The 14,468-nt window shown below is 73.5% G+C and carries 15 protein-coding genes and 1 pseudogene; 9 read left to right on the top strand and 7 right to left on the bottom strand.

Annotated elements, in window-relative coordinates; translation table 11 throughout:
- Positions 1 to 37: 37 nt before the first annotated feature.
- Positions 38 to 1,276, bottom strand: a complete 1,239-nt coding sequence (locus tag P3T27_RS12845; protein ID WP_280677635.1) for a cytochrome P450 — start codon at positions 1,274 to 1,276, stop codon at positions 38 to 40.
- 133 nt (positions 1,277 to 1,409) lie between these two features.
- A complete protein-coding gene (locus P3T27_RS12850; protein WP_280677637.1) occupies positions 1,410 to 1,865 on the bottom strand; it encodes a MarR family winged helix-turn-helix transcriptional regulator in 456 nt (151 codons plus the stop codon).
- Positions 1,866 to 1,992: 127 nt separating this feature from the next.
- Here P3T27_RS12850 and P3T27_RS12855 point away from each other — a divergent pair, with 127 nt between their 5' ends.
- Positions 1,993 to 2,442: an ATP-binding protein gene (locus P3T27_RS12855; protein ID WP_280677639.1), complete on the top strand. Its 450-nt coding sequence runs from the start codon at positions 1,993 to 1,995 to the stop codon at positions 2,440 to 2,442.
- Between the two features lie 177 nt (positions 2,443 to 2,619).
- Here the strand turns inward: P3T27_RS12855 and P3T27_RS12860 are convergent, their stop codons facing one another.
- The 3 genes from P3T27_RS12860 to P3T27_RS12870 all read right to left on the bottom strand — a co-directional run bounded on the left by P3T27_RS12860 (position 2,620) and on the right by P3T27_RS12870 (position 7,319).
- Positions 2,620 to 3,516: a neutral zinc metallopeptidase gene (locus P3T27_RS12860; protein ID WP_280677641.1), complete on the bottom strand. Its 897-nt coding sequence runs from the start codon at positions 3,514 to 3,516 to the stop codon at positions 2,620 to 2,622.
- Positions 3,517 to 3,710: 194 nt separating this feature from the next.
- A complete protein-coding gene (fusA, locus tag P3T27_RS12865; protein ID WP_280677643.1) occupies positions 3,711 to 5,837 on the bottom strand; it encodes an elongation factor G in 2,127 nt (708 codons plus the stop codon).
- A 558-nt stretch (positions 5,838 to 6,395) separates the two neighbouring features.
- Positions 6,396 to 7,319: an EamA family transporter gene (locus P3T27_RS12870; protein WP_280677645.1), complete on the bottom strand. Its 924-nt coding sequence runs from the start codon at positions 7,317 to 7,319 to the stop codon at positions 6,396 to 6,398.
- Positions 7,320 to 7,368: 49 nt separating this feature from the next.
- Between P3T27_RS12870 and P3T27_RS12875 the strand changes: the two genes are divergently transcribed.
- The 4 genes from P3T27_RS12875 (at position 7,369) to P3T27_RS12890 (ending at position 10,143) form a co-directional block, all read left to right on the top strand.
- A complete protein-coding gene (locus P3T27_RS12875) occupies positions 7,369 to 7,974 on the top strand; it encodes a MarR family transcriptional regulator (RefSeq protein WP_280677647.1) in 606 nt (201 codons plus the stop codon).
- 29 nt (positions 7,975 to 8,003) lie between these two features.
- A complete protein-coding gene (locus tag P3T27_RS12880; protein WP_280677649.1) occupies positions 8,004 to 8,561 on the top strand; it encodes a DUF6328 family protein in 558 nt (185 codons plus the stop codon).
- Positions 8,562 to 8,771: 210 nt separating this feature from the next.
- Positions 8,772 to 9,482: an AAA family ATPase gene (locus P3T27_RS12885; RefSeq protein WP_280677651.1), complete on the top strand. Its 711-nt coding sequence runs from the start codon at positions 8,772 to 8,774 to the stop codon at positions 9,480 to 9,482.
- Between the two features lie 133 nt (positions 9,483 to 9,615).
- Complete coding sequence (locus tag P3T27_RS12890; protein ID WP_280677652.1) at positions 9,616 to 10,143, top strand: ATP-binding protein; 528 nt, start codon at positions 9,616 to 9,618, stop codon at positions 10,141 to 10,143.
- A gap of 7 nt (positions 10,144 to 10,150) precedes the next feature.
- Here P3T27_RS12890 and P3T27_RS12895 read toward each other — a convergent pair.
- Positions 10,151 to 10,426 (bottom strand): annotated as a pseudogene (locus tag P3T27_RS12895) (helix-turn-helix domain-containing protein); the annotation flags it as partial.
- Here P3T27_RS12895 and P3T27_RS12900 point away from each other — a divergent pair.
- From P3T27_RS12900 to P3T27_RS12910, 3 genes are all read left to right on the top strand, one after another.
- A complete protein-coding gene (locus P3T27_RS12900) occupies positions 10,406 to 10,531 on the top strand; it encodes a DUF397 domain-containing protein (protein WP_280677839.1) in 126 nt (41 codons plus the stop codon). The pseudogene P3T27_RS12895 and the gene P3T27_RS12900 sit on opposite strands and share 21 nt — an antisense overlap.
- A 322-nt stretch (positions 10,532 to 10,853) precedes the next feature.
- On the top strand, positions 10,854 to 11,621 hold the full coding sequence (locus P3T27_RS12905) for an alpha/beta hydrolase (RefSeq protein ID WP_280677654.1): 768 nt from the start codon (positions 10,854 to 10,856) through the stop codon (positions 11,619 to 11,621).
- A gap of 193 nt (positions 11,622 to 11,814) precedes the next feature.
- The gene (locus P3T27_RS12910) at positions 11,815 to 12,630 is read left to right on the top strand and encodes an SDR family oxidoreductase (protein WP_280677656.1); all 816 of its coding nucleotides are present in this window, start codon (positions 11,815 to 11,817) and stop codon (positions 12,628 to 12,630) included.
- A 70-nt stretch (positions 12,631 to 12,700) separates the two neighbouring features.
- On the opposite strand, the gene P3T27_RS12915 is transcribed toward P3T27_RS12910, so the two are convergent.
- Positions 12,701 to 13,642: an alpha/beta fold hydrolase gene (locus P3T27_RS12915; protein WP_280677658.1), complete on the bottom strand. Its 942-nt coding sequence runs from the start codon at positions 13,640 to 13,642 to the stop codon at positions 12,701 to 12,703.
- A gap of 82 nt (positions 13,643 to 13,724) precedes the next feature.
- Between P3T27_RS12915 and P3T27_RS12920 the strand changes: the two genes are divergently transcribed.
- Positions 13,725 to 14,444: a TetR/AcrR family transcriptional regulator gene (locus P3T27_RS12920; RefSeq protein ID WP_348534091.1), complete on the top strand. Its 720-nt coding sequence runs from the start codon at positions 13,725 to 13,727 to the stop codon at positions 14,442 to 14,444.
- The last annotated feature ends 24 nt before the right edge of the window (positions 14,445 to 14,468 follow it).

Here is a 14,468-nt window from a genome sequence, read left to right on the forward strand (position 1 = left end):
GCTTGGTACTTGGCCTCTGCTTGGCAGGTGGCCGCGGTCACCAGGTGACGGGCAGTTCGTAGACGCCGTAGACGGTCCCGTCGTGCTTGAACGGGATCTGGTCGAGGCCCACCGCCAGCCGCAGGGTGGGGATGCGGCGGTAGAGGGTGCTGTAGACGACCTGCAGTTCGACCCGGGCCAGCGGCTGGCCCAGGCACTGGTGGACGCCGAAGCCGAAGGCCACGTGGTGGCGGGGGTTGCGGTCGACGTCGAGCCGGTCGGGGTCGGGGAAGGCGGCGGGGTCGCGGTTGCCGATGTCGTTGGCGAGGACGACGCCCTCGCCGGCGCGGATGGTGACCCCGCCGATCTCGATGTCCTCCCGGGCCACTCGGCGCCGTCCGCTGTGCACGATGGTCAGGTAGCGCAGGAGTTCCTCGACCGCCGAGGCGATCGGCTTCGGATCGTCGCTCGCGCTCACCCGGGCCAGCTGGTCCGGGTGCCGCAGCAGGGCCAGGGTGCCCAGCGCGATCATGTTCGCCGTCGTCTCGTGCCCGGCGATCAGCAGCAGTATTCCCATGCTGGCCGCCTCGTGCCGGGAGATCTCACCGGCGCGGACCCGCTCGGCCAGCGTGGAGAGCAGGTCGTCGGTCGGGTGGGTCAGCTTGTCACCGATCAGCCGGTCCAGGTAGTCGAGCAGCAGTTGAGTAGCCGCCCGCGCCTGCTCCGGGGTGGTGGTGCTCCTGACCAGGATCCTGCTGTTGGTCTGGAAGAAGTCGTGGTCGGCGTACGGGACGCCGAGCAGCGCGCAGATCACCAGTGACGGCACGGGCAGCGCGAACGCCTGGACGAGGTCCACCGGCCTGGGGCCGGCGAGCATGGCGTCGATCAGATCGTCGACGATCTTCTGGATGGCCGGCCGCAGCGCTTCGACGTGCTTGATGGAGAAGGCTGCGGTGACCATCCGGCGCAGTCGGGCGTGTTCCGGATCGTCCATGGTGATGAAGGTCCGCGACTGCCTGCGGCGTTCCTTCGCGGCCGGGCTCTGGTGGGGGTAGTGCGGGTGGGTGCTGTCCGAGCCGATCCGTGGATCGGCCAGCAGGGCCCGCACGTCCTCGTAGCGGGTGACCAGCCACGGGGTGGTGCCGTTCCACAGGCGCACCCGGCTGATCGGGGCTTCGGTCTGCCGGGTGTGCAGGGCCGGCGGCGGGTCGAACGGGCAGCCGGCTGCCCGGGTCATGGGGTAGTCCGGCGTCTCCGCCGGCGGGACGTCGGTGCCGGGTGCCGAGATGGTGCTCATGGTTCTCCGCCCTTTCGGAAGTCCGACAGGAGGGCAGGTGCCAGGATCGGGGCCCGGCGCGCGCGGCGCGACGGGGCAGCGGAGCAGGTCCTGCCGTCTGCAGGAGGAGGCGCCGAGGAGCGTGTCTCCGGGGTCAGGAAGCCGATGCGCCGCGGAGCATGCGCCGGACGATGGGCAGGGCCGTGTGCATGGCCTCGCTCAGCGCCTGCACGTCCTGCTCGGGCAGCGTGGCCAGCAGAGCGGCCACCCGGGCTCGCTGCGCGCGGTGGCGCTCGGCCAGCAGGTCACGCCCGGCATCCGTGGTGGCGACAAGGCAGACCCGCCCGTCGGCGGGGTCCGTCGACCGCGATGCCAGGCCCTGGCCTTCCAGTCGCTGGACCAGTGCGGTCATCGACGGCTGGGCGATGCCTTCCGCCGCGGCCAGCGCGGTCAGCCGGATCGGACCTTCCCGTTCCAGCCGGCCGAGTGCCGCGGCGGTGGTCAGGCTCATGCCCTGCCGGTCCGACAGAAGATGCCTGACCAGCCCGGTGGCCAGCTCGTTCAGCTCCGCCGCCACCTCCTGGAGACCCTCTTCGGGTGTCTCATCCATACCTCCACCTATATCACTCATCTATATTGACTGTCTATATATCTGGGTGATATAGGTGGGAAGTGGATCGTTAACGGTTCTGGTCACAGCCAAGGCGCCACCCCGGTGCCGGAAGAAGGTGATGACCGTGACCTCCACCTATGGCCCGACCGTCTCCCCGCGGCAGGCCGCCGTGCGGCGCACGCGGGCACCGGGCCACGCCTGGCCCCTGGCGCACTGCCCGGAAGCCGCCAAAGCAGCCCGCACGATCACCCGAGTGGTCCTCGCACAGTGGCGGGTCGCCGACGAGGCGGCCGACTCGGTCCTGCTGACCGTCTCCGAACTCGTCACCAACGCCGTCGAGCACGCTCAGCCCCCACTGCACCTCGAACTGAGCCGCGACCCGGGCACCCGGCGGGTGCACATCGAAGTCCGCGACGGAGGCCCTGCCGCCACGGAGAGCGCCTGGGCAGCCAGCCGCACCCGCGGCGAGCACGGCCGCGGCCTGCAGATCATCGACCAGCTCACTGCCGCGCACGGCGACCGCGCGGAGCCCGGACACGCCATCCACTGGGCCGACGTCGCCATCGCGGCCTGACCCGACCGACGTCAGGAGCGAGACCTGCTCCGGTGCCTGGCCGCGCCCCGCGCGCGTCCGGCCGCCGTCCCGGGCCTGCCCCCACCGGGCAACGGGCTGCCGAAAGGGGTCGACCGGTCAGGCGGTCAGCCGCTCACTGACCGCCTTTGGCCACTGGCCGTATTCGGAAAGACTCGGCTAGAGCTTGCTGAAGGTGTCGCACTGGGCGAGGTCGCCGGTGCGGTAGCCGGTGGTGAACCAGGTCTTGCGCTGCTCGGCCGAACCGTGCGTCCAGCTCTCCGGGTTGACCCGGCCGGTGGCCTGCTTCTGGATCCGGTCGTCGCCGACGGCCGCGGCCGCGTCCAGGCCCTGGGCGATGTCCTGGTCGGTGAGGGAGGCGATCAGCGGCCGGCCGGTGGAGGGCTGCGGGGTGGTGGTGGCGTGGTGCGCCCACACCCCGGCGTAGCAGTCGGCCTGCAGCTCCAGCTTCACGGCGGCGCTGTTGGCGCCCTGACGGTCGTTGCCCACCTTCTGCATGGTGCCGGTCAGGGTCTGGATGTGGTGGCCGTACTCGTGCGCGACGACGTAGGACTCGGCGAAGGGCCCGCCCTTGGCGCCGAAGCGGGCCGACAGCTCGTTGAAGAAGCCGAGGTCGAAGTAGGCCTTCCGGTCGCCGGGGCAGTAGAACGGGCCGACGGCGGAGGTCGCCGGGCCGCAGGCGGTGGAGACCTGACCGGTGAACAGCACCGTCTCGGCGTTGCGGTAGGCGATGCCGGTGCGCCGCGGCAGCTCGGTGCGCCAGAAGTCCTGCAGGCTGTTGGTGACCGCCACGATCCGGCAGTCCTGGCGCTTGTTGGCGTCCGCGCCGGTCTTGCAGGCCTGCTGCACCTCGCCGGCGGTGTGCGCGCCGCCCGAGCTGGTGGCGCCGCCGCCGGAGGACAGGCCCAGCAGCTGGGGGTCCACGCCCAGGACGACCGCGAACAGCACCGCGATCAGGCCCACCGCCCCGCCGCCGATGGCGACCTTCCCGCCCGGGATCCCGCGCCGGTCGTCCACCTGCGAGGTGTCGAGGTCGCCCTGGTCGTCGAACTGCATGCCCCTGCCCGTTCTGTCTTGTTCGTCAGTGCTGGTGACGGTCTGTGCCGGTGACGGCCCGCCCAGCCTACGGGCAGCGGGCGACGACGCCGCGCAGCTGGGCGGGGCGGTCGGCCTGAGGGCGGGGGCGGTCGGCCTGCGCAGGACTGCGGGACGCCCGCCCCCTGCCGGGGTGGCAGGGGGCGGGCCGGTGCTCACGCCGTCGGTGCGGGGGCGTAGCCGGCCGGACGGGTGGTGAAGGTGCCGCGGCCCTGGGTACGGCTGCGCAGCCGGGTGGCGTAGCCGAAGAGTTCGACCAGCGGTACCAGCGCGGTGACCTGCGCCGTGCCGGTGCCGGTGCCGGCCGTCGTGGTGGCCTGGACGTGGCCGCGGCGGGCGGCGAGGTCGCCGAGTACGGTGCCGAGCGCGTCCTCGGGGACGGTGGCGTTCACCTGGGCCAGCGGTTCCAGCAGGTGCAGCCGTCCGGTGCGCAGGGCCTCGCGCAGGGCCAGGCGGGCGGCGGTGCGGAAGGCGAGTTCGGAGGAGTCCTTGGGGTGGGTCGCCCCGTCGGTGAGGGTGACGGCGACTCCGGTGACGGGGTGGCCGGTGAGCGGGCCCTCGGCGAGGGCGTCGCGGCAGCCGGCCTCGACGGCGTGCACGTACTCGCGGGGGACCCGTCCGCCGGTGACGGTGGAGGTGAACACGAAGTCCTCTTCGGTGGTGTCGTGTCGGGTGGGGTGGGCTGATTGGTCGGGCTGGACGGGCTGGATGGGCTGGACGTCGAGGACGAGGTGGGCGAACTGGCCGGCGCCGCCGTCCTGTTTGGCGTGCCGGTAGACGAAGCCGGACACGCCCTCGACCAGGCGCTCGCGCAGGGCGACCTGTGGGCGGCCGGCCACGGCGTCGATCCCGTTGTCGCGGCGGATCTTCTCCACCGCGACCTCCAGGTGCAGTTCGCCCAGGCCGGAGAGGGTGCGCTGGCCGGTCTCGGGGTCGGTGCGCAGGCGCAGCGAGGGGTCCTCCTCGGTCAGGCGGGCCAGGGCGGTGGCGAGTTTGTCGGTGTCGGCGGTGTGGCGGGCCTCGACGGCGACGGTGACCACCGGTTCGGCGCTCACGGGGGCCTCCAGGAGGATCGGGCGGGTGGGTGTGCACAGGGTGGCGCCGACGCGGGCGGCCTTGGGGCCGATCACGGCGACGATGTCCCCGGCCAGGGCGTGGTCGGTCTCGGTGTGGCGGTCGGCCATCACGCGCAGGATGCGGGCGACGCGTTCGGTGCGTCCGGTGGTGGTGTCCAGCACGGTGTCCCCCCGGTGCAGGGTGCCGGCGTAGATGCGCAGGTAGGTGAGGCGGCCGGTGGGGGCGGCGTTGACCTTGAACGCCAGGGCGGTGAAGGGCTGTTGGGGGTCGGGGGCGCGCTGTTCCTCGGTGGTGTCGGTGGTGGTGCGGGCGCCGCGTACGGGTGGGACGTCCAGCGGGGAGGGCAGGTAGGCGGCGACGGCGTCCAGGAGCGGTTCGATGCCGCGGTTGCGGTAGGCGGAGCCGCACAGCACCACGACGGCCTCGCCGGTGCGGGTGAGGTCGCGCAGGGCGGCGGCCAGGGTGGCGGCGCTGAGCGTTCCGCGGGAGCAGAACTCCTCCAGGGCGCCGGGGTGCAGTTCGGCGACGTTCTCCTCCAGGGCGCGGCGCCGGGCTGTCGCCTCGTCGGCGAGGTGCGCGGGCACCGGGCCCTGCCGCATGTCCGCCTGGCCGTCCGGCCAGGTGAGCGCGCGCAGGTGGAGCAGGTCGACGACGCCGGTGAAGGCGTCCTCGGCGCCGATCGGCAGTTGGACGGCCAGCGGGAGCGGGTGCAGGCGCTCGCGGATAGAGGCGAGTGCGGTGTCCAGGTCGGCGCCGGCGCGGTCGAGTTTGTTGACGAACGCGATCCTGGGCACGCCGTGCCGTTCGGCCTGGCGCCAGACCGACTCGCTCTGCGGTTCGACGCCGGCCACTGCGTCGAACACCGCCACGGCGCCGTCCAGGACGCGCAGTGAGCGTTCGACCTCGTCGGCGAAGTCGACGTGGCCGGGGGTGTCGATGAGGTTGATCCGGTGTCCGTCCCAGGCGCAGCTGACGGCGGCGGCGAAGATGGTGATGCCGCGGTCGCGTTCCTGCGGGTCGAAGTCGGTGACGGTGGTGCCGTCGTGGACCTCGCCGCGTTTGTGGGTGGTGCCGGTCAGGTAGAGGATCCGCTCGGTGACGGTGGTCTTGCCCGCGTCGACGTGGGCGAGGATGCCGAGGTTGCGGACGGCGGCGATGGTGGCGGTGGTGGTGTTGGTGGCGGCGATGGTGCTGATGGTGCGCATGGCCCGGTGCCTTTCGGAGTGACCCGTGGGTCAAGGGGGGTGGGCGCGCGATGGTGCCGACGGATCGTCAGATGTGGCGTCACGGAAGGCCGTTGTGGCAGGGCCTTGCGGTCAGACGGTCGCGGCGGTCTCCCGGTGCCGGCCGCGCAGCGGGCACCGGAGGGCCGGGGACACCAGGATCACCTCGTACCGCGACGTGGGAGAGACGGCGGCGGCGCTGCGCTTCGGCACGGCCGGTCCCTCCCTCTCACCTTGTCGTCACGGGAGCGCGCCGGGGCCCTCGGGGCGGCGGCGCGCGTCTGCGTGGCGAGTGTAGGGAAGCCGGGGCGGGCGCGGCACCGGGTTTTCGGTGCCGCGCCCGCCCCTGGCGGGGGCCGTCACGCGACGGCCGGCCGCTCGGCACGGTACGGCGGCGCTCTTCTGCGGGCCGCGACGTTCTCCGGGCCATGGAGTTCTCCGGGCCGTGGAGTCGGACGCTCTCGTGGTGAACCGGCCGCCAGGGTCCGCCCGGTGGTCGGGCGGGCGCGGAGGCCGAGCGGCGCGCCCGGGCCGGGCCGGCTAACTCGTCGGCCGCCGCCCCGACGGCACCGCCGGGCTCCGGCCGCGGCCCGTCGGTTCGGCGGCGGGTGCGGGCGGCCGGGTGCGGGGGCGGCCCAGCAGGACGCCGGCCAGGACCAGGGCCAGTCCGCACAGCCGGCGCGCGCCGAGCCCCTCCCCCGCGAGCGCGACGCCCAGCAGGACGCCGGCGAGCGGGTTGAGCAGGCCGAGCAGGCCGACCGTGCCGGCCGGCAGGTGGCGCAGGCCCGCGAACCAGAGGGCGAAGGCGAGCGCGGTGGCCACCAGCGTGACGTAGCCGAAGGCCGGCAGCGTGCGGGCGTCCATCGCCGGGGGCGCGCCCTCCACGACGACGGCGACCGGCAGCAGCATCAGGCCGCCGGCGGTCAGTTGCCAGGACGTGGCGGCCAGCGGGTCCGCGCCGTCGCGCCAGCGGGCGGCCAGCACGTACCCGACGGAGGAGACCAGCATGGCCGCCACCGAGGCCGCCAGCCCCGCCCCGTCCACCGCGCCGCCGGCGCCGAGCAGTGTCAGCGCCACCCCGCCCAGGCCCACCACCGCGCCGGCCAGGTGGGCGCGCTGCGGGTGCTGCCCGGCCAGTGCCCAGGCGGTGAGCAGCATCGCCAGTGGGGAGGCGGCCATGACGGTGGCGGCGGTGCTGGTGGGCAGCAGGTGGGAGGCGAGGTAGAGCAGGACGAAGAACACCGCGGTGTTGAGCAGTCCGAGCAGGGCGCTGCGCCACCACCAGGGTCCGTGCTGGCGGCGGCGGGCCAGGGCCAGCAGGAGCAGTCCGGCCGGCAGGGCACGCAGGGCCGCGCCCCACAGGGGGCGGTCGGCGGGCAGGTAGGCGTGGGTGACGTAGTAGTTGGCGCCCCAGGCGAGCGGTGCGACCGCGGTCAGCAGGACCCACCGCAGATTGGCTTCCATGGAAGGCAATATATCTTCCCGGGAAGATAGTGGCGGTAGGATGGCCGCCATGGAGCACCACCAGCACCAGCACGCCCAGGTGGGCACGGGGACCCCGGCAGGCTCGGGCGCCCATCCGGGCGTGGGCACCCAGCCGGGCCCGGACGCCGACCACGTGGCGCTGATCCAGGCCGCGTGGCGGCGCGAACGCCCCGACCTCGACGTCTCCCCGCTGGCCGTCATCGGGCGCCTGCACCGCCTCGCCGCCCGCCTGACCGGCGAACTCACCCTGGTCTACGCCCGCTACGGCCTCAGCGAGGGCGAGTTCGACGTCCTGGCCGCGCTGCGCCGCGCCGGCACCCCCTACGAGCGGGCGCCCGGCGAACTCGCCGCCCACACCATGGTCACCACCGGCGCGATGACCAAGCGGATCGACCGCCTCGAACGCGCCGGGCTGGTCACCCGCCGCCACGCCGAGGACGACCGGCGCGGGCGCGTCGTCGCCCTCACCGACGCCGGCCTGCGGCTGATCGACGAGGCGTTCACCGCGCACGTGCGCAACGAGCACCGCCTGCTCGCCCTGCTCTCCCCCGAGGAGTCCGCCGCCCTGCAGTCCCTCCTCACCACCTGGCAGCACCGCCTGGACGGCACCCGGCCGGGCGCCGCGGACGGCTGACCGCACGGCGGGCGCGCAGAATGTGACACATGACCAGCACCCCGCAGCCGTCCCAGCCCGAACCCCGGCCCGAACCCGAGCCGCAGTCGCAGCCGCATCCGCAGCCCGCCGCCCCGGCGGCGTTCGGGCCGGAGAGCCCGGGAGCCCGGGCCGACCGGCGGCTGGTGGAGCTGCTGCAGGAGCTGCGGGTGCTGCAGACCGGCGTGCAGATCGTGTTCGCGTTCCTGCTCGGGGTCGCCTTCACCCCGCGCTTCGCCGAACTCACCGACGGCCAGCAGGACATCTACGTCACCACCCTGCTGCTGGCCGTCATCTCCTCGGCCGTGCTCGCCACCCCGGTGGCACTGCACCGCGGACTGTTCCACCACCCCGGCAAGGCGCGGATCGTCAAGGTCTCCGCCCACGTCGCCCAACTGGGCCTGCTGCTGCTCGCCTGCGCGCTCACCGGCGCCGTCCTGCTGGTGCTGGACGTCGTCCTCGGGGGCGGCACGGCTGTGGCGATCACCTGCGTGGTCGCGCTGATCTTCGCCGGGCTGTGGTTCGTCCTGCCCTGGGCGGTGCGCCGCCCGCTGCGGGACGCCGACTGACCCGCCTGCCCCCAGGACCGTGTCCCCGCTTCCCGTCACCCGCGCCACGCCAGCGGCAAGCGGGCGCGGGTGACGGACGGGACCGGGCCGGGCCGGCTGTCGGGCGCCGGGGGCCAGGCCGGGGAGCCGCACACCTCCCTCACCCCTCAGAGCCCGCCCGCACCCGAAACCGCTTACCGCCCCGCCCGGACCGGCGGGTACCGTGCCCGGATGCACAGCAACGACAGCGACGACGGGGGCAGCAACGCAGGCGGCTGCGGGGACAGTGGCAGCAACGCAGGCGGCTGCGGGGACAGTGGCAGCAACGCAGGCGGCTGCGGGGACGGCGGCGCGCCCGCCTGGGACGTCCTGCTGCTCGGCGGGGCCTCCGGCATCGGCAAGAGCCGCGCCGCCGCCCATCTCGCCCGGTGCAGCGGCGCGTTCGTGGTCGAGTTCGACGACGTCGTCGCCGCCCTCCACGCCGCCACCACCGCCGAGGGCCACCCCGGCCTGCACCACTTCGACGCCCTGCCCGACCCCGACGCGCTGCCCGCCGACCGCGTCCTGGAGCTGCAGATCGCCACCGCCCGCGCCCTGGAACCGGCTCTGCTCGGCGTCGTCCGCAACCGCCTCACCGTCGACGTGCCCGCGATCGTCGAAGGCGACTACCTCACCCCGGCCGCCGCCGCCCGCATCGCCGCCGAGGCCGCCGGACGGGGCCGCCGCGTGCGCGCGGTGTTCCTGCACGAGGGCGACCCGGCCCGGATCAGCGCCAACTACGGCCGGCGGGAACCGGATTGCGGCCCGCAGGAGCGCCGCGCCACCGTCAGCGCCCGCTACTCGACCTGGCTCGCCGACCAGGCCCGCACCCACCACCTGCCCGTCCTGGACTGCCGCCCCTACCCCACCCTCGCCGACCGCCTCCACCACACCCTCGCCTGACGCCCGGGCCTGGGGCCCGCACCGGCCCCACAACGGCCGCACCCGCCACCGACACGCCCAGCCCCGCCCCCTCCCCGCCGAGAATGGGGACGAGGGCCGGCACGCACCGGCCGCGCCGGGAAGGGGACGAGCGGTGCTGATCGTGGTGAGCGGCGGGCCGGGCAGCGGGAAGACGACGCTGGCGCACGCGCTGGCGCGGGCGGTCGGCTGCCCGGCGGTGTGCCGGGACGAGCTGAAGGAGGGCCTGGTCCACGCGGGCACCCGCGCCGGGAACCCGAACGAGGTGGTGCGCGCGGCGTTCTTCGACGTCCTGGGAGTGCTGGTGCGCGCAGGGGTGAGCGTGATCGCCGAGGCCGCGTTCCAGGACCGGCTGTGGCGCCCCGGCCTCGCGCCGCTCGCCGCGCACACCGAACTGCGCATCGTGCACTGCCAGGTGGACCCGGCGGTGGCCCGCGAACGACTCCGGACCCGCCTGGCAGCGGACGGCCGCCGAAGCGCCCACGCCGACCGGGACCTGCTCGCGGCCCCGCCCGGAGCGGGCAACCTGCTGGACGACTTCACCCCGCTGTCCCTGCCCGCGCCGCGCCTGTGCGTGGACACCACCGACGGCTACCGGCCGCCGCTGGCGGACATCACCGCCTTCACCTCCCCACATCCCTGACGATCCGTCAATTCACCAGCCCATCATCGTAGTCGGCGCGCGCGGCGAGAACCTCGGGCAGGTGCGACTCAGCCCACGCCTTGATCGCCTGCACCAGCGGGAGCAGGTCGCGGCCCAGCGGGGTGAGGGCGTAGTCGACACGGGCCGGGACGGTGGGGGTGACGGAGCGGGTGAGCAGGCCGTCGCGCTCCAGGGCGCGCAGGGTCTGGGTGAGCATCTTCTCGCCGACGCCGGCCAGGCGCCGCCGCAGGTCGCGGTAGCGCTGGGGCCCGTCGGCGAGGGCGTCCGCGACTCCAAGAACCCCAGCGGTCGGGCTCTCCTCTTCCCCTCCGCCGCCCGGCGATCCTTCGTCTCGGCTGTCCGCACCGGCGAGTTCGACGCGCGCTGACAGCAACTCCCGGCCCCGCCGCCCCACCCGGGGCGGCGGGGCCGTGCCGTTCCAGCACGGAAAGTCGGTCTCGTCGACTTCCCGCTCCTCACCTACCGTGGTGGCCAGGGCGTGCCTGGAGTCGTGATGACGTGGCAGGAAAAAGGTTGGCGGGATGATCATCGGGCTGGTAGCTTTCGGTCGACCGTGACGCCGCCTGAGGAGGTGAGACCCATGAACGCTGTATCGACGTGGGTGCTCCCCCTTCCCGTCACGGCCGGCGATTGACGTAGGCGTCGCCGGGAGCGCCTCGCCAACAAGGCACTCCCGAAAGGCAACACCCATGCACTCTCTGCAGTTCACCGCCGAGTCGTCGTCGAACGGCATGCTCGAACGCGACTTCATCGTGGGCGGCGTCCCCGGCGTCCTCTGGTCGCCAGCCTCCAACGCGGCCGATCGCGCACCCCTGATCCTGATGGCCCATGGCGGCGGCAACCACAAGAAGCACCCGGCGATGGCCGGCCGAGCCCGCCTCCTCGTGGCTGGCTGCGGCTTCCACGTCGCCGTCATCGACGCGCCCGGTCACGGCGACCGGCCGCGCACGGCGCACGACGAGGCGGAAATCGCCGAGCTGTTCCGGGCGAGGGCGGCGGGCGAGCCGGAAGGCCCGATCGTCGTGCGCTACAACGACCACCTGGCGGAGCTCGCCGTGCCCGAGTACCAGGCGACCCTCGATGCTCTCCAGGAACTCCCGGAGATCGGCACCGACGGGCTGGTCGGCTTCTGGGGCATCAACATGGGCACCGCGATCGGCGTACCGTTCGTGGCAGTCGAACCCAGGATCACGGCCGCGGTCTTCGGCCAGCACTGGCCCGATGTCCTAGCCGAGAAGGCGAAGCAGATCACCATCCCGATCGAGTTCGACCTGCAGTGGGACGACGAGCACATCTCGCGCGAGGCCGGCCTCGCGCTGTTCGACGCCTTCGCCTCGAAGGAGAAATCGCTGCACGTGAACTCGGGCAAGCACAAGGAGCTGCCCAGGTTCGAGGCCGACAGCGCGGTCCGGTTCTTCGCCCGGCACTTCGGCCCACCGATCACCTCGCCGGCGTGACGTGCACGGTTGCGGCGCCGGACGACGGGGTGCACCGACCCGGACCAGGGCCGCCTGGACGGGTAGTCCCGAGACCCGGGCGGTATCGGCGGCCCGGCCCTGGGCAGGGATGGAGGATGTCCGGCGTCGGGCCGTGACAACCGGAGACCGGCCCCGGACTTCCGGCCGGGGCGGCACGAGGGAAGAGGCGATCGTGGGACAACTGGACGGCAGGACCGCACTGGTGACGGGCGGCTCGCGCGGGATCGGGCGCGCGGTCGCCCTGCGGCTCGCCGCCGACGGGGCGCTGGTCGCGGTCCACTACGGCAGCAACCAGGCCGCCGCCGAGGAGACCGTGGCACTGATCGCCAAGGCCGGCGGCCGGGCCTTCACCGTGCAGGCCGGGTTCGGCGAGAGCGGCGCGGTGGACCGGCTGTTCGAAGGCCTCACCGCCGGACTCGCGGAGCACGGCGCGGACCACGGCGGAGACCACGGCGAAGACCACGGCGCCGACGGTCTGGACATCCTGGTCAACAACGCGGGCATCCACGCGATCGGCTCGATCGGACAGCTCACCGAGGAGGAGTTCGAACGGCTGCTCACCGTCAACGTGCGCACGCCGCTCTTCGTGATCCAACGGGCCCTGCCACTGCTGCGGGACGGCGGGCGGATCGTCAACATCGCCTCGGCCGCCACCCGGATCGCCACCCCCATCCAGATCGGCTACACCGTCACCAAGGCGGCACTGACGGCCCTCGGCGCACCGCTCGCCAACGAGCTCGGCCGACGCGGGATCACCGTGAACACCGTCAACCCCGGCGTCATCCGCACCGACATGACCGCCGGATTCTCCACCGCCCCCGAGGCGTTGGCCGAAATCGAATCGATCACCGCACTCGGACGGATCGGCGAACCGGAGGACGTCGCGGACGTGGTGGGTTTCCTCGCGGGCCCGCAGGGCCGCTGGGTGACCGGCCAGACCATCGACGCCTCCGGCGGCACCTACCTCGGCCCGATCCCCGCCCAGTAGCCCCCAGCCCCGGGCAGGCACCGGGGGGCCCGCCCGGGCCCGGGGTCGGCGCCCCCGGGCAGCGTCCACCTCAGCGGGGGCGCGACGGACGAGGCCGCGGGCTGCCGGCCGGGGCGGCGACCGGGCCGGCAGCCGGGTCGGCAATGAACTGCAGCAGGTGCTCATTGACCAGGTCGGGGCGTTCCAGGTTGAGTCCGTGGCCGGCTCCTTGCACGATCTCGGCCCGGACTCCCGGGATCAGCGCGGTGACCCTCTTCAGCACCTGGTGCGGCCGGAGCAGGGCGCTGCGGCTGCCCACCAGGACGAGGGCGGGCAGCCGGATGGAGCCCAGTTCCTCATCGGTGAACGGCCTGGCCGCGGGGCGGGTGTTCGGCTTGTAGGTCCGCATGCCCAGCATCAGGGGGGCGATCATCTCGGGTGGTGAGCTGAGGGCGGGGTTGGCGAGCAGCCGTCCCAGCGCGGGGCGCAGACGCCGCGGGGCGAGCATGGCGAACAGGCCGCCGATCATGTGGGCGTAGAACCGTGCGGGGACCTTCTCGATCCCGCCGGGGTCCAGCGGCGCGATCGACGCGAGGCGCTCGGGTGCGTGGACGGCCTGGTTGAGGGTCAGCCAGCCGCCGTAGGACAGGCCGACCAGGTGGATCCGTTCCAGTCCGAGGCCGGCGAAGACCTCGCTGAGCCAGGCCGCGTTCTCCGTGGAGCCGGCTGCGACGGCGCGTTGGACGCTGCGGCCGGGGTCGTCGAGGGTGTCGATCGCGTAGACCGGGTGGCGCCGGCCCAGGGCGGCGATCTGCGGGTACCAGTTGGAGGGATGTCCGGCGTGGCCGTGCAACAGCACGATCGGTTCGCCGCTCCGGGGTCCGTAGTGGTGGACGTGGACGGTGCCGTAGGTGGTTTCGACGTCGAGTTCCCGGCGGGGACTCGGCCACAGCTCCATCGCCTGGTCGTAGGCCGCAAGGAACTTCGCGCGGGCTTCCTCGCTGACGAAGTGTCCGATGCCTGTCCTGGTCATGTTCCCTCCCGGTGCACGAGATGCACGAAACAGCAGCACTTGATGGTATGTTTGTACCATAAAAACGTTTGGAGGGAACCCGATGCCGAAGCTGGTGGATCACGAGGAGCGGCGGGCCCACATCATCGACGCGCTGCTCCGCTCGGCCGCTGACAGCGGGCTGCACGCCGTCACCATGCGGTCCGTCGCGGTCGAGGCGGGCGTCTCGGTACGGCTCGTGCAGTACTACTTCGACACCAAGGAGCAGTTGCTGCTCGCCGCCATGGCCCGCCTGGCCGTCCGCATGGGCGAGCGGATCCGCGACCGCGTGAGGACGGCCGGGTCCTCGACGGCTCCGCGCGACATCATCGCGGCGGTCCTGCTCGAAGCCGTGCCGACCGACGAGGAGAGCCGGACCTTCCACCTCGTCTACACCGAGTACGCGGTGCTCTCCGTCACCGACCCCGCACTCGCCGGCCAGTCGTTCCTCTCGGCGCCCAACGAGATGGAGGACTTCCTGGTCGGCCTGCTGACCGCCGCCCGGCAGGCCGGGGACACCGATCCGCGCATGGACGCCCGCCAGGAGGCCGTCGTCCTGCTGGCGGCCTCCGCCGGCCTCGGCCTGAGCGTCCTGCTCGGCCAGCGGACGGCGCAGGACGCGGCCGCGGTCCTGCACTACCACCTCGGCCGGCTCTTCCCCGGTTCGCGGGCCTCCGACGGCTCCGACAGCTCCGGCGCCTCCGACGGTTTCGGCGGCTCCGGCGGCTCCGGCGGCTCCGGCGGCGACGGGAAGAGCAGCCGCGTGCATCGGCCCCGGCCGTAGGCGGGATCCGCAGGAGAAGCCCCG

Origin of the sequence: Kitasatospora sp. MAA19, from assembly GCF_029894125.1 — a bacterium.
Taxonomy (GTDB): Bacteria; Actinomycetota; Actinomycetes; order Streptomycetales; family Streptomycetaceae; genus Kitasatospora.

Excerpts from the sequence above, each read along its gene's own strand:
- P3T27_RS12845 (WP_280677635.1), bottom strand. The coding sequence starts at position 1,276 with ATGAGCACCATCTCGGCACCCGGCACCGACGTCCCGCCGGCGGAGACG.
- P3T27_RS12850 (WP_280677637.1), bottom strand. The coding sequence starts at position 1,865 with ATGGATGAGACACCCGAAGAGGGTCTCCAGGAGGTGGCGGCGGAGCTG.
- P3T27_RS12860 (WP_280677641.1), bottom strand. The coding sequence starts at position 3,516 with ATGCAGTTCGACGACCAGGGCGACCTCGACACCTCGCAGGTGGACGAC.
- fusA (WP_280677643.1), bottom strand. The coding sequence starts at position 5,837 with ATGCGCACCATCAGCACCATCGCCGCCACCAACACCACCACCGCCACC.
- P3T27_RS12870 (WP_280677645.1), bottom strand. The coding sequence starts at position 7,319 with ATGGAAGCCAATCTGCGGTGGGTCCTGCTGACCGCGGTCGCACCGCTC.
- P3T27_RS12875 (WP_280677647.1), top strand. The coding sequence starts at position 7,369 with ATGGAGCACCACCAGCACCAGCACGCCCAGGTGGGCACGGGGACCCCG.
- P3T27_RS12880 (WP_280677649.1), top strand. The coding sequence starts at position 8,004 with ATGACCAGCACCCCGCAGCCGTCCCAGCCCGAACCCCGGCCCGAACCC.
- P3T27_RS12885 (WP_280677651.1), top strand. The coding sequence starts at position 8,772 with ATGCACAGCAACGACAGCGACGACGGGGGCAGCAACGCAGGCGGCTGC.
- P3T27_RS12905 (WP_280677654.1), top strand. The coding sequence starts at position 10,854 with ATGCACTCTCTGCAGTTCACCGCCGAGTCGTCGTCGAACGGCATGCTC.
- P3T27_RS12915 (WP_280677658.1), bottom strand. The coding sequence starts at position 13,642 with ATGACCAGGACAGGCATCGGACACTTCGTCAGCGAGGAAGCCCGCGCG.
- P3T27_RS12920 (WP_348534091.1), top strand. The coding sequence starts at position 13,725 with ATGCCGAAGCTGGTGGATCACGAGGAGCGGCGGGCCCACATCATCGAC.